Annotated in this window: 20 protein-coding genes; 15 read left to right on the top strand and 5 right to left on the bottom strand. The window is 69.6% G+C overall.

The window, feature by feature from the left end:
* The first annotated feature begins 14 nt into the window (after window positions 1–14).
* Genes dapA through ACK41C_RS16575 form a run of 3 tightly spaced genes read left to right on the top strand, consistent with a single transcriptional unit; the run spans window position 15 to window position 2,091 of the window.
* Entirely contained in the window at window positions 15–899 is an 885-nt protein-coding gene (dapA, locus tag ACK41C_RS16585) for a 4-hydroxy-tetrahydrodipicolinate synthase (RefSeq protein WP_409656467.1), read from the top strand.
* Window positions 899–1,354 (top strand): SsrA-binding protein SmpB, encoded by a 456-nt coding sequence (gene smpB, locus ACK41C_RS16580; RefSeq protein WP_409656465.1) that lies wholly within the window; start codon window positions 899–901, stop codon window positions 1,352–1,354. The genes dapA and smpB overlap by 1 nt, the downstream gene beginning before the upstream one ends.
* 2 nt (window positions 1,355–1,356) lie before the next feature.
* Window positions 1,357–2,091, top strand: a complete 735-nt coding sequence (locus tag ACK41C_RS16575) for a GNAT family N-acetyltransferase (RefSeq protein WP_409656463.1) — start codon at window positions 1,357–1,359, stop codon at window positions 2,089–2,091.
* Between the two features lie 7 nt (window positions 2,092–2,098).
* Here ACK41C_RS16575 and ACK41C_RS16570 read toward each other — a convergent pair whose 3' ends face one another.
* Complete coding sequence (locus tag ACK41C_RS16570) at window positions 2,099–2,746, bottom strand: uracil-DNA glycosylase (RefSeq protein WP_409656461.1); 648 nt, start codon at window positions 2,744–2,746, stop codon at window positions 2,099–2,101.
* Window positions 2,746–3,345 (bottom strand): NYN domain-containing protein, encoded by a 600-nt coding sequence (locus ACK41C_RS16565; protein WP_409656460.1) that lies wholly within the window; start codon window positions 3,343–3,345, stop codon window positions 2,746–2,748. Before ACK41C_RS16565 ends, ACK41C_RS16570 begins: the two co-directional genes overlap by 1 nt.
* Here ACK41C_RS16565 and folK point away from each other — a divergent pair.
* From folK to ACK41C_RS16545, 4 genes are all read left to right on the top strand, one after another.
* Window positions 3,344–3,898 (top strand): 2-amino-4-hydroxy-6-hydroxymethyldihydropteridine diphosphokinase, encoded by a 555-nt coding sequence (folK, locus tag ACK41C_RS16560; RefSeq protein WP_409656458.1) that lies wholly within the window; start codon window positions 3,344–3,346, stop codon window positions 3,896–3,898. The two genes, ACK41C_RS16565 and folK, sit on opposite strands and share 2 nt — an antisense overlap.
* A gap of 33 nt (window positions 3,899–3,931) precedes the next feature.
* Window positions 3,932–4,558, top strand: coding sequence for an HAD hydrolase-like protein (locus tag ACK41C_RS16555; protein ID WP_409656457.1), 627 nt, complete (start codon window positions 3,932–3,934; stop codon window positions 4,556–4,558).
* A gap of 73 nt (window positions 4,559–4,631) precedes the next feature.
* On the top strand, window positions 4,632–4,991 hold the full coding sequence (gene rpoZ, locus ACK41C_RS16550) for a DNA-directed RNA polymerase subunit omega (RefSeq protein WP_409656455.1): 360 nt from the start codon (window positions 4,632–4,634) through the stop codon (window positions 4,989–4,991).
* A complete protein-coding gene (locus tag ACK41C_RS16545) occupies window positions 4,988–7,246 on the top strand; it encodes a RelA/SpoT family protein (RefSeq protein ID WP_409656694.1) in 2,259 nt (752 codons plus the stop codon). The genes rpoZ and ACK41C_RS16545 overlap by 4 nt, the downstream gene beginning before the upstream one ends.
* A gap of 53 nt (window positions 7,247–7,299) precedes the next feature.
* On the opposite strand, the gene ACK41C_RS16540 is transcribed toward ACK41C_RS16545, so the two are convergent.
* Window positions 7,300–7,542, bottom strand: a complete 243-nt coding sequence (locus ACK41C_RS16540) for a DUF378 domain-containing protein (RefSeq protein WP_409656453.1) — start codon at window positions 7,540–7,542, stop codon at window positions 7,300–7,302.
* 102 nt (window positions 7,543–7,644) lie between these two features.
* Here ACK41C_RS16540 and ACK41C_RS16535 point away from each other — a divergent pair, with 102 nt between their 5' ends.
* From ACK41C_RS16535 to aspS, 7 genes are all read left to right on the top strand, one after another.
* Window positions 7,645–8,943: an amidase gene (locus tag ACK41C_RS16535; RefSeq protein WP_409656452.1), complete on the top strand. Its 1,299-nt coding sequence runs from the start codon at window positions 7,645–7,647 to the stop codon at window positions 8,941–8,943.
* Between the two features lie 88 nt (window positions 8,944–9,031).
* On the top strand, window positions 9,032–9,616 hold the full coding sequence (gene pyrE / locus ACK41C_RS16530; protein ID WP_409656450.1) for an orotate phosphoribosyltransferase: 585 nt from the start codon (window positions 9,032–9,034) through the stop codon (window positions 9,614–9,616).
* Window positions 9,613–10,371 carry a pyridoxine 5'-phosphate synthase gene (locus tag ACK41C_RS16525; RefSeq protein WP_409656448.1) on the top strand — a complete coding sequence of 253 codons (759 nt, stop codon included), beginning with the start codon at window positions 9,613–9,615 and terminating at the stop codon, window positions 10,369–10,371. The genes pyrE and ACK41C_RS16525 overlap by 4 nt, the downstream gene beginning before the upstream one ends.
* Window positions 10,368–10,781, top strand: a complete 414-nt coding sequence (acpS, locus tag ACK41C_RS16520) for a holo-ACP synthase (protein WP_409656446.1) — start codon at window positions 10,368–10,370, stop codon at window positions 10,779–10,781. Before ACK41C_RS16525 ends, acpS begins: the two co-directional genes overlap by 4 nt.
* Window positions 10,782–10,957: 176 nt before the next feature.
* On the top strand, window positions 10,958–11,575 hold the full coding sequence (locus tag ACK41C_RS16515) for a LysE family translocator (RefSeq protein ID WP_409656444.1): 618 nt from the start codon (window positions 10,958–10,960) through the stop codon (window positions 11,573–11,575).
* Window positions 11,576–11,655: 80 nt separating this feature from the next.
* On the top strand, window positions 11,656–13,899 hold the full coding sequence (gene parC / locus ACK41C_RS16510; RefSeq protein WP_409656442.1) for a DNA topoisomerase IV subunit A: 2,244 nt from the start codon (window positions 11,656–11,658) through the stop codon (window positions 13,897–13,899).
* 98 nt (window positions 13,900–13,997) lie between these two features.
* Window positions 13,998–15,827 carry an aspartate--tRNA ligase gene (gene aspS, locus ACK41C_RS16505; protein WP_409656440.1) on the top strand — a complete coding sequence of 610 codons (1,830 nt, stop codon included), beginning with the start codon at window positions 13,998–14,000 and terminating at the stop codon, window positions 15,825–15,827.
* 13 nt (window positions 15,828–15,840) lie between these two features.
* Here the strand turns inward: aspS and ACK41C_RS16500 are convergent, their stop codons facing one another.
* Both ACK41C_RS16500 and ACK41C_RS16495 read right to left on the bottom strand, forming a co-directional pair.
* On the bottom strand, window positions 15,841–16,755 hold the full coding sequence (locus tag ACK41C_RS16500; protein WP_409656438.1) for a pentapeptide repeat-containing protein: 915 nt from the start codon (window positions 16,753–16,755) through the stop codon (window positions 15,841–15,843).
* Window positions 16,756–16,823: 68 nt separating this feature from the next.
* Window positions 16,824–17,312, bottom strand: a complete 489-nt coding sequence (locus ACK41C_RS16495; RefSeq protein WP_409656436.1) for a pentapeptide repeat-containing protein — start codon at window positions 17,310–17,312, stop codon at window positions 16,824–16,826.
* 96 nt (window positions 17,313–17,408) lie between these two features.
* On the opposite strand from ACK41C_RS16495, the gene ACK41C_RS16490 reads away from it, so the two are divergent.
* A complete protein-coding gene (locus ACK41C_RS16490; protein WP_409656434.1) occupies window positions 17,409–17,720 on the top strand; it encodes a DUF6665 family protein in 312 nt (103 codons plus the stop codon).
* Window positions 17,721–17,727 lie beyond the last annotated feature (7 nt).

Genomic DNA, 17,727 nt, shown 5'->3' with positions numbered 1-17,727 from the left:
GGCTTTTTGCAGAGATGTCGGATCCATTGTTCAAGGGCGTCATGCCGGCCCTGGTGACGCCCTTCCGCGACGGCGCGGTTGACGAAGAGGCCTTCGTCGCCCTGGTCGAGCGGCAGATCGCGGGCGGCGTGCACGGCCTGGTCCCGGTGGGCACCACCGGCGAAACCGCGACCCTGTCGCACGACGAGCACCGCCGCGTGGTGGAGCTGTGCGTCAAGACCGCCGCCGGCCGCGTGCCCGTGGTCGCCGGCGCAGGGTCGAACTCCACCGCCGAGGCCATCGAGCTGGTCCGCCACGCCAAGACGATCGGCGCCGATGCGGCCCTGGTGGTCACCCCCTACTACAACCGCCCCAGCCAGGAAGGGCTCTACGCCCACTACGCCGCCATCAACGAGGCCGTGCAGCTGCCGGTGCTGGTCTACAACGTGCCCGGCCGCACCAGCGTGGACATCTCCGACGCCACGCTCGCCCGGCTCGCCAAGCTGCCCAATATCGTGGGCGTGAAGGACGCCACCGGCGACCTGGAACGGGCCACGCGCCAGCGCGCCCTGTGCGGCGAAGGCTGGACGATGCTGTCGGGCGACGACCCCACGGCGCTGGGCTACATGGCCCATGGCGGCCACGGCTGCATCTCGGTCACCGCCAATGTGGCGCCCGACCTCTGTGCGGCCTTCTACAACGCCGCCCTAGGCGAGGACTGGAAGGGCGCCCTCTACTGGCAGGATCGGCTCTTCCGCCTGCACAAGGCGCTGTTCGCGGACGCCTCGCCCAGCCCCACCAAGTTCGCCCTGTCGCACCTCGGCCTCTGCCGGGAGGACGCGCGCCTGCCGATCACCCCGTGCTCGGCGTCCGCCCGCGAGGAGGTGACGGCGGCGCTCAAGGAACTCGGCCTTACCTGATGTCCGGCAAGCTCATCGCCGAGAACCGGCGGGCGCGGTTCGACTACTTCCTCGAAGACGCCATGGAGGCGGGCCTGGTCCTCACCGGATCGGAGGTCAAGTCGCTGCGCAACGGCCGCGCCAACATCGCCGAGAGCTACGCGGCGGTGGAGGGCGACGAGGTGGTGCTGATCAACGCCGACATCCCCCCCTACGCCCAGGCAGGCCGCTTCAACCACGAGCCGCGGCGGCCGCGGAAGCTGCTGCTGCACCGTAAGCAGCTCGACAAGCTGATCGGCGCGGTCCAGCGCGAAGGCCGCACCATCATCCCCACCAAGCTCTATTGGAACGACAAGGGGATCGCCAAGCTGGAGGTCGCCCTCGCCAAGGGCAAGAAGGCCCACGACAAGCGCGAAGCGGTGGCCGAGCGCGATTGGCAGCGCGACAAGGCGCGGCTCCTGCGGGAGCGGGGCTGAGCTTGAGCCCGGACGAGCTGGAATCCATCGAGCGCGCCACCGTGGCGGCTGTGGCGCCGGCGCGCGTGATGGAGTTGCCCGGCTGGGTCTTGGCCCTCGATCAGGGAACCATCGGCCGGGCGCACAGCGCCGCCCCCTTCTCGCTCGAGATGACGGCCGACGCCGTGCCGCGGATCGAGGCGCTCTACGCCGAGGCCGGCCTTTCGCCCGTCTGGCGGATCGGCGACGAGCCGGGGCACGAACCGATCCGGGTGGCGCTTTCCGAGCGCGGCTACCGCCCCGACACCCCGACCCTCCTGAAGACCGGATCCATAGCGAGGATGATCGCAGCCTTTCGGGGCGCGCCCGCTGAACTGATCGACGCGCCAGACGCCGACTGGGCCGCGGTCTTCACCGGCGAGGGGTTCGATCCGGAGGACGGCTTCAACCGCGTGGCCGCGTTCACGCGCTCGCCTGGTGCGCTCTACGGCCGCGTGCGCGACGGGGCCCGCACCGTCGCCGTAGGCGTGATGTCCTTCCACGGCGGCTGGGCCAGCATTCACGGCATGCGGACGGCGCAGGACCGGCGCGGGGAGGGGGCGGCTGGCCGCATACTGGCGACCTTGGCCGCCGAGGCCCAGGCGCGCGGGGTCGCCAAGGTCTTCCTGCAGGTGACGGAGGAGAACCCCGCTCGCGGGCTCTATCGCCGGTTCGGGTTCGAGCGCCGTCGCCGCTACTGGTACTGGCGTAAGGCTTGAGCCGGCCTTAGCCGCCTACCAGCTCGCGCGCGCGCTGGAACACCGCCTCGAACATCTCCGCCGTCAGCCGGCCGGTGTTCGTGTTGAGCCGCGAGCAGTGATAGCTGTTCAGCACCACATAGGGGCCGGCCCGGAATTCCGTGCCGTGGCCGGCGATCCCGGCCGAGGCCTTCAAGCCCATGGCCCGCAGCACGTTGCGCCGCGCCACGTCGCCCAGGGTGACGATCACCTTCAGCCGCGGCAGGGCCTCCAGCCGCGCGGTGAGGAATTGGCGGCAGGTCGCCTCTTCGGACGTCTCCGGCTTGTTGCCGGGCGGGGCGCAGCGCACCGCATTGGTGATCATGCAGTCCGCCAGCTCCAGCCCGTCGTCGGGGCGGGCGTCATAGGTTCCGCGGGCGAAGCCTGTCTTGACCAGGGTCTCGTAGAGCATCCAGCCCGCATGATCGCCGGTGAAGGGGCGACCGGTACGGTTGGCGCCGGTGCGGCCCGGCGCCAGGCCGGTCACCAGCAGGCGGGCCTGCGGATCGCCGAAAGACGGCGCAGGTCCGTTCCACCAGTCGGGATTCTGGGTGCGGTTGACGGCGCGATAGGCCACCAGCCTGGGGCACAGCGGGCAGTCCCGGGGCGGCTCAGCGCCCCAAAGCTCCACCGACATCAGACCTCGGCGTCGAGGTCGGCGTCGCGCTCGGCGCCGGCGCGGCTTTCCTGGATGAACCGCGGCAGCCGCGAGGGCCGACCGATGATGTCGGCCAGATCGGCCAGATCCACGAAGGAATCGGCTTGCCGCCGCAGGTCGTCCGAAGCCATGGGCGGCTGGGATTTCACGGTCGACACCACGGTCACGCGCGCGCCCTTGCGCTGCACGGCCTCCACCAGCACGCGGAAATCCCCGTCGCCGGAGAACAGCACCAGGTGATCGGCGGGTCCGGCCATCTCCATCATGTCGACGGCGATCTCGACGTCCATGTCCCCGCGCCAGCGCTTGCGGCCCTGCGCGTCGGTGTATTCCCGCGCCGGCTTGGTCACCAGGCGGAAGCCGTTGTAGTCGAGCCAGTCCACCAGCGGCCGGATCGGCGAATATTCCTGATCCTCCACCAGCGCGGTGTAGTAGTAGGCGCGCACCAGCACGCCGCGCTTGCGGAACTCTTCCAGCAGCTTGCGATAGTCGATGTCGAAGCCCAGGCCCTTGGCGGCCGAGTACAGGTTCGCTCCGTCGATGAAGAGCGCGATCCTGTCCGTGGGGTAGAAAGTCATGGTGTTCGGAAAATCCTGGAAAGGGGCTGGAGTGGACCTGGACGAGGCCGTCGTCGTCGCCCTTGGCGGAAATCTCGCCGGCGCGTTCGGTTCGTCGCAGGCCCTTCTGGAGGCGGCGCTCGCTCGGTTGGCGGAGGCGGGATTGCCCCACTTGCGTCGGTCGTCCTGGTGGCGCTCCGCCGCCTGGCCGGACCCGACGGCCAACGAGTATCGCAACGGGATTGTGCTTGTCGAGGCTCGGCTTGGCCCGGAAGCCATAATCCGAACGCTGTTCGAGGTGGAGCAGGCGTTCGGCCGCAGGCGGGGCGAAAAAAACGCGGCGAGGACGCTCGACCTCGACCTGATCGCCCACGGCCGGCGGGTGTCGGACGACCCTGCTCTCACCCTGCCGCACCCCCGCGCGCACGAGCGCCTGTTCGTCATGGGTCCGCTCGCGGAAATTGCGCCGGACTGGCGCCATCCCGTCCTGGGCGAAACAGCCGCAGCGCTCGCCGCGAAGGCGCCGGTGGGGCGCGACGCGAGTCCTGTTGACCCCGCCCACCCGCAGGTCTAGAGGCCGCCCCTTTCGTTTCGGCGGAGGCGTCGCGTGACCCGCAAGCTGATCATCTTCGATTTCGACGGCACGCTCGCCGACAGCATGCTCTGGTTCCTGGGCGTGCTGAACGACACCGCCCGCGCCTACGGCTTCCGTACGGTCGGCGCGACCGAGGTGGCCCAGCTTCGAGATCAGGGAAACCGCGAGATCGTCCGCTATCTGGGCGTGCCGGCCTGGAAGATGCCCTTCATCGCCGCCCACATGCGCAAGCAGGCCGCCCGCGCCGCCTCGCGCCTGAAGCTCTTCAAGGAGGTGCCGGCCCTCCTGTGGGAGTTGAAGGCCCGCGGCGTCACCGTGGCCGTCGTCTCCTCCAACAGCGAGGCGGTGGTGCGTCGGGTGCTGGGGCCGGAACTGGCGGGGCTGATCGACCACTACGCCTGCAGCGCCTCGATCTTCGGCAAGGCGGCCAAGTTCCGCGCGGTGATGCGGCGCGCCGGCGCGCAACGCTCCCAGACCCTCTGCGTCGGCGACGAGGTCCGCGACATCGAGGCGGCGCGAAAGGCTGGGCTGCCGGCGGCTGCGGTCGCGTGGGGCTATGCGACGCGGGACATTCTCCAGGCGCAGAAGCCGGAGCTTTTCTTCGAACGCCCGACCGACATCCTGGCTGCGGCGGCCTGACCGCCTTTGCGGCGTTGCACAAAAGCGCCGAAAGCTCTATTTTCAACGGTTCTATCCCCGATCCGAGGACTCCATGGCCCGCGTCACCGTCGAAGACTGCATCGAGAAGGTTCCGAACCGCTTCAGCCTGGTTCTGCTGGCCGCGCACCGCGCCCGCGGGATTTCGGCCGGCGCCCAGCTCCTGGTCGATCGCGACAACGACAAGAACCCGGTCGTCGCCCTGCGCGAGATCGCCGACGACGTGGTCGACGCCGATGAGCTGCGCGAGAACCTGATCGGCACCCTGCAGCGGGTGGACGAGCGTTCGGAAGCCGAGGAAGAGGCCGAGACCCTCGCCCTGCTGGCCGATCCGACCCACATGCAGATGAGCGAGCTGGAGCTGGTCCGCGCCCTGCAGAGCGACCGCGACGGCGGCCAGGAGGAGCGGTACTGAGCCCCGAAGGCGCAGACCCTCTCACCGCCACGGCGGCCAAGCCCGCCGGACGTCCCGTCGCGCCGGCCGCGCCTAAGCGGCCCAAGCTGCTTCGGCAGTACGAGCTGATCGAAAAGGTCCGCTCCTACGACCCCACCGCCGATGAGGCGCTGCTGAACCGCGCCTATGTCTACGCCATGCGGATGCACGGCTCGCAGAAGCGTGCGTCCGGCGACCCCTATTTCGCCCACCCCATCGAGGTGGCCGGCATCCTCACCGACTACCGGCTCGACACCTCGACCATCGTGACGGCCCTGCTGCACGACGTGATCGAGGACTGCCCGGTCACGCCCGACGACATCCGTGAGCTGTTCGGCGAGGAGATCGCCGAGCTGGTGGTCGGCGTGACGAAGCTCTCGCAACTCGAGCTCACCAGCGAGCACACGCGCCAGGCCGAGAACCTGCGCAAGTTCATCCTGGCCATCTCCCGAGACGTGCGGGTGCTGCTGGTCAAGCTGGCCGACCGCCTGCACAACATGCGGACGCTCCAGTACATCAAGAGCCCGGCCAAGCGCGAACGCATCGCCCGCGAGACCCTGGACATCTACGCCCCGCTGGCGCGATCCATCGGTTGCCATCGCATCTGTTCGGAGCTGGAGGAGCTGGCCTTCGAACACCTCAACCCGGTGGCCCGCGACGCCATCGGCCGGCGACTGGAAACGCTTCGCCACGATCAGGGCGGGGCCGTGGCGCTGGTGTCCGGCGAAATCGCCGCCAAGCTGGAGGCGGCCGGCATCCCTGCGCGGGTCTTCGGCCGCGAGAAGCACCCCTATTCGATCTGGCGCAAGCTGCAGCGCAAGTCGATCGGCTTCTCCCAACTGTCGGACATCTACGCCTTCCGGGTGATCGTCGACACCGAGGAGGACTGCTACCGCGCCCTTGGCGTCATCCACCGCGCCTGGCCGAGCGTGCCCGAGCGGTTCAAGGACTTCATCTCCACGCCCAAGCGGAACAACTACCGTTCGCTGCACACCACCGTGGTGGGGCCTAAGGGCATGCGGATCGAGATGCAGATCCGCACCGAGGCCATGGACCGGGTCGCCGAGGAGGGCGTGGCCGCCCACTGGCGCTACAAGGAAACCTCCTACGGCTTCGACGCCGAGCACCAGGCCGCGGCCGGCGGGCGCGACCCGCTGGTCAATCTGCGCCACCTGGTCCAGGTGCTGGAGCACGGCGGCGACGTGGAGGAGCTGGTCGAGCACGCCAAGCTCGAAATGTACCTCGACCAGGTGTTCGTCTTCACGCCCAAGGGCCGCCTGGTCAGCCTGCCGCGCGGGGCGATGCCGCTCGACTTCGCCTATGCCGTCCATACCGACGTGGGCGACACCTGCATCGGGGTGAAGATCAACGGCGAACTCAAGCCCTTGCGGACGATTCTTCAGAACGGCGACGTGGTGGAGGTGGTGCGCGGGGCCAAGCCCGTGGTGCCGCCGGACTGGCGCTCTCTCACGGTCACCGGCCGCGCCCGTTCCGCCATCCGCCGGCACATCCGCCAGACCGAGCGCGAGGAGTTCGTGCGCCTGGGCCTGGCGACGGTCGACCAGACCTTCGAACGCGCAGGAAAGGCGCGGAAGGACGTTTCGTTGCGTCCGGCGCTGGAGCGCTTCGCCGCCGCCGGCGAGGACGAGCTGTTCGAGGCGGTGGGCCGCGGGCGGGTCTCGCCGACCCAGGTGCTCGACGTCATCTTCCCCGGCCTGAAGGCCGCCGAACGCGAGGCCGCCAGCGCCGTGCGGCGGATCGAGGACGGCAAGGCCGCCCGGCTCTATGTCCGGGGCAGCGGTCTCACGCCAGGCGTCTCGCTGCATTTCGGCGCCTGCTGCACGCCGGTGCCCGGCGACCGGATCGTGGGCATCCTCGAACCGGACGGCGGCGGGCTGACCGTCCACACCATCGATTGCGAGACCCTGGAAGCGTTCGAGGACCGCGAGGAACTCTGGCGCGACCTGCAATGGACGCCGGAGGCCGAGCGCAACACCGTCACCCTGTCGAAGCTGACCGCCACCATCCGTAACGCGCCCGGCGTGCTCGGCCAGGCCTGTACGGTGATCGGCGAAGCCGGGGGCAATATCGTCAACCTGCGCATGCACCGGCGCCAGTCGGACTTCTTCGACGTGGATTTCGATGTCGAGGTCAAGGACGCCAAGCACCTGACCCACATCGCCGCCGCCCTGCGCGCCAATCCGTCGATCGAGACCGTGGACCGGGCGAAGGGCTGACCACGAAAAAGCGCCGCGGTGAACCGCGGCGCTTCTCCTGTCGTCCGACTGAACTAGTGCGTACGGACGTTGGCTTCGGCGTTCACCTCGCCGATCCGCGCCGAGCGGAACAGCGGGGCCAGCTGCCAGAGGGCCGACAGGCCCACCAGGCCGTAGACCACCCGCGCCGCGGCCGTGTCCGCGCCGCCGAAGAGGCTGGCCACGAGATCGGCGCCATAGCCGCCGAACGCCACCAGTCCCCAGTTCAGCCCGCCCACGATCACGAGGGCCAGGGTAATGAGGTTAAGCCATTTCATCGGCTGGGCTCCTTGATATAGCACTGCTATATCAATTCCCGCGCCGCCCGCCTGTTCCTGGCGATCGACGGGCGGACAGACGATTCTTCCCGAGACCCAACCATGTCTGGCGATCCGATCCGGCCGAGCGAGCGGCCGCCGATAGACGTGGACGAACGTCGTCGACTGGGCGAGCGCCTGCACGTCTTCACGCAGGTTTTTGAACCCCCGCTCGGAAACGACTCCGGGCCGACCTTTGCGGTGAAGGACTTGATCGATGTGGCCGGCGTCCCAACCGGAGGCGGCGGGAAGGTTCCGCTCGCCACTTGTCCGGCGGCGCACGCCACAGTGGTTCAGCGGCTGCTCGATGCGGGCTACGGCGCCGTGGGCAAGACCCACACGGTCGAGCTGGCCTTTGGCGGCTGGGGAACCAACCGGGCGGTGGGCGCGCCGTGGAACCCGTGGGACGCGAAGGTGCGCCGGGCGCCTGGAGGTTCGTCCAGCGGCTCGGCGGTCGCGGTGGCCGCGGGGCTCTGCGACGTCGCACTCGGCACGGACACGGGAGGCTCGGTGCGGATCCCCGCTGCGGCCAGCGGCGTGGTGGGGCTGAAGCCTGGCCGCGGCCTGGTTCCCACCCGCGGCGTGCATGACCTCGCCCCCAGTCTCGACACCGTCGGAACCCTCGCACGGTCCGTGCCAGAGGCGGCGCGGATGCTGGCGGCGATCTCGGGCCCCGACGGCGGGAGCGCGCGACGGGGCCCCTTCGACGCCGAGGCCGCGCTGGCGACCCAGGTCGGCGGGGGCCGGGTCGCAGCGCTCCCGCTTGAAGCGATGCCGACGGTCCACCCCGACATCGCCGAACTCTACCGCCAGACGCTCACCAGGCTGGAGGCGCTGGGGGTGAAGGTCGAGCCCGCCGTCACGCCTCGGCCGTTCTCGGACTACTTCCTGCCGAACGGCTGGTTGATGTCGGCCGAAGGCTGGCGCGTGCGCGGCGCTCATATCCAGGCGCACGGCGAGGAGATGGATCCGTGGGTCCGCCAGCGGTTCGAAGCCGGCCGCGGGGTTTCCGACGCCGAACTCGCCGGGGCCCAGGCGCAGCGGGCGGAGGCTCAGGCGCGCTTCGGCGCCTGGATGGCGCCCTACGCCGCCCTGGTCAGCCCCACTGCGCCGATCCCTGCCCCTCCGATCGCCGAGGTCGATGAGACCGTCTCGCCGTTCTCCGCCCTGACGCGGGCGGCCAACTATCTCGACCTGCCGGCGGCCAGCGTCCCCATGGGGCTAACGCGCGAAGGCCTGCCGGCAGGGTTCCAGATCATGGGACGGACGGGCGACGAGGCGACAGTGGTCGCCCTGGCCGCCGCTTTCGAGCGCCTGTCCGGCTGGAACGGCCGCATGCCGGACCTTTCGGGCTTCGCCTGAGCGCGATTGGTCCGTTCCTGCGCCGCGAAATGGCCGATGACAGCCGGCCCGGCCATGCGTTATCCGCTGGACGACGGAGGAGGCCCGCATGAACACCGAAGAGGTCCTGGAAGAGTTCCGCGCCGCCGGCGCCTTGCGCGAAGGGCATTTCGTGCTCTCCAGCGGTCTGCATTCCGGGGTCTTCCTGCAGAAGAACCTGGTCTTCCAGTACCCGGACCGCACCGAACGCCTCTGCAAGGCCCTGGCCGCCAGAATCCGCGAAGCGGTGGGCGAGGTCGATCTGTGCATCTCTCCTGCGGTCGGGGGGATCATCCCCGGCTACGAAACCGCCCGCCACCTGGGGGTGCCGTCGATGTACGTCGAGCGGGAAGGGGGCGCCTTCAAGTTGCGCCGCGCCTTCTCCATCCCGCCGGGCGCGCGGATCGCCATGGTGGAGGACATCGTCTCCACCGGCCTCTCGTCCCGTGAGTGCGTCGACGCGATCAAGGCCCACGGCGGCGACGTGGTGGTCGCCGCCTGCATCGTGGACCGCTCCGGCGGCCGCGCCGATCCCGGCGCGCCGTTCGTGGCGCTGGCGAGGCTGGATGTCCCCGCCTATCCCGCCGACCAGCTTCCCCCGGACCTGGCGGCGATCCCCGTCGAGGACCCCGGCAGCCGGAGGCTGCACGCGTGAACCGCATCCGCCTGGGCGTGAACATCGACCACGTCGCGACGATCCGGAACGCCCGCGGCTCGACCTATCCCGATCCGTTGCGGGCGGCCGAGATGGCGATCGCCGCGGGCGCCGACGGGATCACCGCCCATCTTCGGGAGGATCGCCGGCATATCTCCGACGCCGATATCGAGGCTCTGGCCGCCATCACCCGCAAGCGCGGCCGGCCGCTGAACTTCGAGATGGCGGTGACCGCGGAGATGGAAACCATCGCGCTCGCCCACTTGCCCCACGCCGCCTGCCTGGTGCCCGAGCGGCGCGAGGAGCGGACCACCGAGGGCGGGCTGGACGTCGCCGGCGGGCACAACGCCATTGCGCCCGTCGTGCGCCGGCTGGCGGACGCTGGAATCCGCGTCTCCTGCTTCATCGACGCCGATCCGGCGCAGGCGGAGGCGTCGAAGTCCGCCGGCGCCCAGGTGGTCGAGCTGCACACCGGCGCCTATTGCGACGCGGTGCGGGAAGGCTCGCCCGAGGCGGGCCGCATGCTGGAAGCCTTGCGGGTCACCGCCGCGGAGGCCGCGCGCCTGGGCCTGGAGGTCCATGCCGGCCACGGCATCGACTACGAGACGGTCAAGCCGATCGCCGCTATTCCCCAGGTCGCCGAGCTGAACATCGGCCACTTCCTGATCGGCGAGGCGATCTTCACCGGCCTCGGCCCCGCCATCCAGCGGATGCGGGCGCTGATGGACGAGGCCCGGGCGGGGCGCGCGGCGTGATCGTCGGGATCGGATCGGACCTTTCCGACATCCGGCGGATCGAGAACAGCCTCGCACGCTTCGGCGAGCGGTTCACCCATCGGGTCTTCACCGAGATCGAGCGGGCCCGCTCGGAGCGGAAGCCGGATCGCGCCGCCAGCTACGCCAAGCGGTTCGCCGCCAAGGAGGCCTGCGCCAAGGCGCTCGGCACCGGCCTGAAGCGCGGCGTCTTCTGGCGCGACATGGGGGTGGTGAACATGCGCTCCGGCCAACCCACCATGGCGCTGACCGGCGGCGCCCTGAAGCGTCTGGAGGAGATCACGCCGGCCGGCCATCGCGCCGTGATCCACCTCTCGCTCACCGACGACCACCCCTACGCCCAGGCTTTCGTCATCATCGAGGCGGTGGCCGAACCGGCGCAGTCGGGTTAGGCTCCCGCCCATGGTCCGCATCCAACAGCAACGGCCCAACCAGCAACGTCGCCAGGCCGGCGGCGGGGCGGGGCTGTGCGCGCGGGACGGCTAAGGCCGAATCCACAAGCGAACCGGCGAACCCAAGGCCCCGCTTCGGCGGGGCTTTTTGCATTTCCACCCCTGGAGAGACTTCGATGGAGACCCTTCCCCTGTTCCTCAAGGCCTGCGGCGTGGGCCTGGCCGTGGCCGCGCCGGTCGGTCCGATGGCGCTGCTTTGCATGCGGCGCACCCTGACGCGCGGGTGGGGGCAGGGGCTGGCGACCGGCGCCGGCATCGCCGTCGGCGACGCCTGTTTCGCCGCGGTGGCGGCTTTGGGCCTGGCTGGCGTCTCGGCCTTCATGCTGGCCCATCAGGAGCCGCTGCACCTGGCTGCGGGCCTGTTCCTGATCTGGCTCGGCCTGAAGACCTTCTTCCGCAAGGCCGAGGAGGCCGAGGCCGTACGGCCGGAAAGCGCCTCGCTCGCCGGCGCCTTCGCAGGCTCGGTCCTGCTGACCCTGACCAATCCGCCGACCATCATCATGTTCGCGGCCGTCTTCGCCGCCCTGGCGCCGGCCCATGGGTTCCAGCCCGCCACGGCGGCCGTGACGGTGGCCGGGGTCTTCACAGGCTCCATGCTCTGGTGGATCGGCATGGTGGCCGTCGTCGCCGCTGCACGGCACGCCGTTGGCCGGCGCGCCCGGCGCTGGATCGACCGCGTTTCGGGGGCCGTGCTGGCGGCCTTCGGCCTTGCGGAGATCCGTCGGGCCATGTGAGGAGAGGGAGTCCATCCGCCGCGGGGACGCGGCCGGCTCCGCCCGCTAGAACGGGTGGGAAACCTCACGCCTGATTCGCTATGACCGTACACACAGCTCCGCCGGGCGACGGCGACCGCATCATCGACGAACCGCTGTCGGAGGCGCTGTCCCGGCGCTATCTGGCCTATGCGCTCTCGACCATCACCGGTCGCGCCCTGCCGGACGTGCGCGACGGCCTGAAGCCCGTCCACCGGCGGCTGCTCTACGCCATGCGCCAGCTGCGCCTGGACCCCAACACCACCGCCAAGAAGTGCGCCCGCGTGGTGGGCGACGTGATCGGCCGGTTCCACCCGCATGGCGACGTGGCCGTCTATGAAGCCCTGGTCCGCCTCGCCCAGGACTTCGCCCAGCGCTACCCGCTGATCGACGGCCAGGGCAATTTCGGCAACATCGACGGCGATAACGCCGCGGCCATGCGCTACACCGAGTGCAAGCTCACCGACGCCGCGCAACTGCTGCTGGACGGCATCGACGAGGACGCCGTCGACTTCCGCCCCACCTATGACGGCGAGGACGAGGAGCCGGTGGTCCTGCCGGCCGGCTTCCCGAACCTGCTGGCCAACGGCGCCAGCGGCATCGCCGTGGGCATGGCCACCTCCATCCCGCCGCACAACGCCGCCGAGCTGATCGACGCCTGCCTGCTGCTGCTGGAAAACCCCAACGCCGAGACGGCCGAGCTGATGGCCCACGTGAAGGGCCCTGATTTCCCCACCGGGGGGGTCATCGTCGAGCCCCAGGCGAGCCTGGTCGAGACCTACGCCACCGGCCGCGGCGGCGTGCGCGTGCGGGCGCGCTGGGAGAAAGAGGAGACGGGCAGGGGAACCTACCAGATCGTCGTCACCGAGATCCCCTACCAGGTGAAGAAGGCCGATCTGGTCGAGCAACTCGCCGAGCTGATCGAAAACAAGAAGGCGCCGCTGCTGGGCGACGTGCGCGACGAGAGCGCCGAGGACGTGCGGCTGGTGCTGGAGCCCAAGAGCCGCAACGTCGAGCCCGAGGTGCTGATGGAGAGCCTGTTCAAGCTCTCGGCGCTCGAATCCCGCTTCTCGGTCAATATGAACGTGCTCGACGCCCGCGGTTCGCCCGGCGTGATGGGCCTGCGCCAGGCCCTGAAGGCTTTCCTCGACCACCGCCGTGAGGTGCTGGTGCGCCGGGCGCGACACCGGCTGGAGAAGATCGAGGCGCGGCTGCACATCCTCGACGGCCTGCTGATCGCCTATCTCAACCTCGACGAGGTGATCCGCATCGTCCGCTACGAGGACCAGCCCAAGGCCAAGCTGATCGAGACCTTCGAGCTCTCGGAGATTCAGGCCGACGCCATCCTCAACACCCGCCTGCGCCAGCTCGCCAAGCTGGAGGAGATGGAGATCCGGCGCGAGCACGCCGAACTGGCCGAGGAGCGCGAAGGCATCCTGAAGATGCTGGCCTCCGACAAGGCCCAGTGGAAGCTGGTGGGCGTGGGCCTGAGGTCGGTGCGCGAGGTGCTGGGCCCCGACACCGCGCTCGGCAAGCGCCGCTCCACCTTCGCCGAGGCGCCCCAGGTGGACGCCGACGCGGCCATCGAAGCCATGATCGTGCGCGAGCCGATCACCGTCATCCTCTCCGAACGCGGCTGGATCCGCGCCGCCAAGGGCCGGGTGGAGGATCCCTCGGAGCTGAAGTTCAAGGAGGGCGACAAGCTCGCCTTCGTGGTGCCGGCCGAGACCACGGACAAGCTGCTGATCTTCGCCTCCGACGGCCGGTTCTTCACCCTGGGCTGCGACAAGCTTCCTTCCGCCCGCGGCCATGGCGAGCCGCTGCGTCTGATGCTCGACCTGGAGGACAGGGTCGGCATCGTCGACATCTTCCCGCATCGGCCGGGGACCAGGCGGGTGATCGCCTCGAAGGAGGGCTACGGCTTCATCCTCCCGGAAGAGGAGGCGATCTCCTTCCGTCGGGCGGGTAAGCAGGTGCTGAACGCCGGGGCCAAGGGCGCGGCCTTCGCCATGCCTCTGGCCGGGGACCACATCGCGGTCATCGGCGACAACGGCAAGATCCTGGTCTTCGCCTTGGCGGAGCTGCCGGAAATGCCTCGCGGCAAGGGGGTGAAGCTGCAGTCCTACCGCGAGGGCGGCCTGCGCGACGCGGCGATCTTCAAGGCCGAGGAGGGGGCGAGCTGGATCGATTCCGCCGGCCGCACCCGCGTCTGGCCCGAATGGCGCGACTGGCTGGGCAAGCGCGCGGCCGCCGGCAAGCTGGCCCCCAAGGGCTTCCCCACGTCCAAGCGGTTCCGGCCGAAGTAGGACGACGCGGCGGGGCCAAACAGCCCCGCCGCCTTGACATCGAAGGGCGCGCATGCGCCCTTCCGCGCCTCGATTTTTCTGAGCCTTAGCGACTCCCGATGCACGCCTACCGCACCCATACCTGCGGCCAGCTCCGCGCCGCCGACACGGGCAAGACCGTCCGCCTCTCCGGCTGGATCCACCGCAAGCGCGACCACGGCGGACTGATGTTCGTCGACCTGCGCGACCACTATGGCCTGACCCAGCTGGTCTTCAGCCCGGAGACCCCCGGCTTCGAGACCATCGAGCACACCCGCGCCGAAAGCGTGATCCGCATCGACGGCGAGGTGGTGGCCCGCAGCCCTGAGACGGTGAACCCCAACCTGCCGACCGGCGAGGTGGAGGTGCGGGTGCGCGGCGCCGAGGTGCTGTCCGACGCCGCCGAACTGCCGCTGCCGGTGTTCGGAGAGCCCGACTATCCGGAAGAGATCCGCCTGAAGCACCGCTATCTGGACCTTAGGCGCGAGACCCTGCACCGCAACATCGTCCTGCGGTCCAAGGTGATCCACTCGATCCGCAACCGCATGATCGAGCAGGGCTTCCTGGAGTACCAGACGCCGATCCTGACGGCTTCCAGCCCCGAAGGCGCCCGCGACTTCCTGGTGCCCTCGCGCCTTCACCCGACCAAGTTCTACGCGCTGCCCCAGGCGCCGCAGCAGTTCAAGCAGCTCCTGATGGTGGCGGGCTTCGACCGCTACTTCCAGATCGCGCCCTGCTTCCGCGACGAGGACCTGCGCGCCGACCGCAGCCTTGAATTCTACCAGCTCGACGTCGAGATGAGCTTCGTGACGCAGGAGGACGTGTTCGCGGCGATCGAGCCGGTGATGCACGGGGTCTTCACCGAGTTCGCCAACGGCAAGCGCGTCTCGCCGATCGACCAGCCGATGTCCTATGTGGACGACTTCGGCAAGACCATCGAGCACAAGGGCTTCGAGCGCCTGACCTATGTGCAGTCGATGCAGCGCTACGGCACCGACAAGCCGGACCTGCGCAACCCCATCGTCATGCAGGACGTCTCCGAGCGTTTCCGCGGCGGCGGCTTCGGCCTGTTCGCGCGGATCCTCGAGGACGCCAAGAACGCCGTCTGGGCGATCCCGGCCCCGAAGGGCGGCAGCCGCGCCTTCTGCGACCGCATGAACTCGTGGGCGCAAGGCGAAGGCCAGCCGGGTCTCGGCTATATCTTCTGGAGCGAGGACCAGGGCGGTTGGGGCGGCCCGATCGCCAAGAACCTTGGCGCGGAAGCGACCCAGGGTCTGATGGACCAGCTCGGCATGGGTCAGGGCGACGCCGCCTTCTTCGTCGCCGGCGATCCCAAGGCGTTCGCCAAGTTCGCAGGGCTCGCCCGCACCAAGGTCGGGACGGACCTCAGCCTCATCGACGAGGAGCAGTTCAAGTTCTGCTGGATCGTCGACTTCCCGATGTACGAGCTGAACGAGGAGACCGGCCGGCCGGACTTCTCGCACAACCCGTTCTCCATGCCCCAGGGCGGGCTGGAGGCGCTGATGACCCAGGACCCCCTGACCATTCGCGCCTATCAGTATGACATCGTCTGCAACGGCTACGAGCTGTGCTCCGGCGCCATCCGGAACCACCTGCCGGACCTGATGGTGAAAGCCTTCGAAATCGCCGGCTACGGCGCCAACCTCGTGGAGGAGCAGTTCGGCGGCATGCTGAACGCCTTCCGCCACGGCGCCCCGCCGCATGGCGGCCTGGCGCCCGGCATCGACCGGATCGTCATGCTGCTGGCGGGCGAGACGGCGATCCGCGAGGTCATCGCCTTCCCGCTGAACCAGCAGGGGCAGGACCTGCTGATGAACGCGCCGTCCGAGGTGACCGAAAAGCAGCTCAAGGAGCTGCACATCCGCCTGGCGCCGCCGATCAAGGTCTGATCGGCGGAAGGCCTCAGTCCAGCGCGATCAGATAGCGCGGGGCCGGCGAGGGGGGCGAAGGCGGGGCCGGCGGAGCGGGCATCGGCTTCAGGCTTGGGGCGACTGCAGGGGCAGGGCCCGCCACGAACCGCACCCGGTTCCGGGAGCAGGGTTTGGCGGTCAGGCCGCCCGGCAGGCGGGTCGTGGCGTCGCCGCAGGCTTGGTCGATCTGGTCCTGGGTGAGGCCGCGGGCTCGGGAAAGGTCCGCGCCTACGATGTTGGCGTGCTTGAGGCTCGCATCTCGGAAGTCCGCGCCCGCATAGCTGCCTCCGCCCAGATTGGAAGCGGTCATGTCGGCGTCGCGGAACGAGGCCTGATCGAACCGGCCGTGGGCGAGATTGGCCCCGCGCAACTCCGCATCGCGGAAGCTGGCGCCTCTCGCGTCGGCGCGGCTGAAGTTCACCCCCACCAGGACGGAGTCGTTGAAGCGGGCGTTGGCCAGATTGGCGTTCGCGAAGTTGGAGCCCGCAGCTTCGCTGTCGCGCAGGTCCACGCCGGTCATGACCGCCGAGCCGAAGTTCACCGCCTTGGCCTCCACCGAGCGCAGCCTGGCGTTCGACAGCACGGCGCCGCCGAAATTGGCGCCGATCATCTGGGAGTCGGAGAGGTCGGCGCGGGTCAGGTCCGCCTTGGCGAAATTGGCGCCGATGAAGCGGGCCTCGCGAAGGTCGGCGCCCACCAGGGCCGAGCCGGAGAAGTTGGCGCCCATGAACTGGGCCTTGGCGAGCTTGCGTCCGGAGAGCTCGCAGCCGCTGCAGGCTCCGCCGAAGGAGGTGATGCGGGCGACTTCCTTGTCGCTCAGGGCCGCATGGGCCGCCGACGGCAGGAGGGCCGCAGCCAGGGCGAGGGCGCTAAGCGCTGGGGCGAAGACTCTGGACGTAAGCTTCATGTCGCAGGTTGTGCCCGTCGGCGGTCGCTGGCGCTATTTAATTCGCGGTAATTTCCAGCCACTTAGCCCTAGCAAGGCTGCAAATTCAGGCCCTTGGGCAGGCGAGTGGACAGATCGCCGCAGGCCCGATTCAGCTGGTTTTGCGACAGGCCTCGGGCGCTGGAAAGCTCCGCCCCGGCGAAATTCACCCCTTCCAGCTTCGCGCCTGAGAAATTCGCCCCCTCGAGATAGGCGCCTACGAAACTGGCGTTGGTGAGATCCGCGCCCGAGAAATTCGCCCCCGAAAGCACTGCGCCGTAGGCTTCCACGTCGCGCAGGTCTGCGCCGGAAAAGTTCGCGCGGTTGAGCACCGAGAGCGAAAGGTCGGCTTGGCGCAGGCGGGCGCCGGCATAATTGCGGCCGCGGATCTCCAGGCCTGCGAAATCGGCCTGGAAGAGGTTGCACTTGGGACAGTCGGCGCCTCGGCGGGCCTGGGCGATGTGTCCGGCGTTCTGGGCCTGGGCCGGCGGCGCGGCCGCCAGCAGCGACAGTCCAAGCACGAGGGCGATCGGTCTCATGGCGCAAGCGTCTCCCGTTGGCGCAGCGTGACCATGGGCGAGCAAGCTTAAGGCCAGGTGACCATGTTCGGGAGCCTGCTATTGTGGGGAATGGCCGTGCGACTTCCCCAAAGCCTGGGCGCCCGCTCCCCGCTCCAGACCGGCGTGGATATTCTCGGGGTGGAGATCCAGGAGGAGAAGGCGCTTTCCCTCGGGCGCGCCGGGCGGGCCGTCGAGGCGGCGCTCGCCCGGCTGGAGGATCCCGACGCCCTGGCGCAGGAGGGGCGCGAGGCGCTGCTGAAGGCCGCCGCCCAGGCTGTGTGGAAGTTCTTCATCCAGCGCGAAGCCTGCGGGGCGCGCGATCACCGGCCGGTCATCGCCCACTACGCCATTCCGCGCGCGGTGCTGGCGCGGCTGGGCGCCATGTAGGGGCGCC

Source organism: Phenylobacterium sp., from assembly GCF_046290725.1.
Classification (GTDB): Bacteria; Pseudomonadota; Alphaproteobacteria; order Caulobacterales; family Caulobacteraceae; genus Phenylobacterium.
The sequence above is the reverse complement of the archived record's forward strand: the minus strand, read 5'-3'. Positions and strand labels throughout refer to the sequence as shown.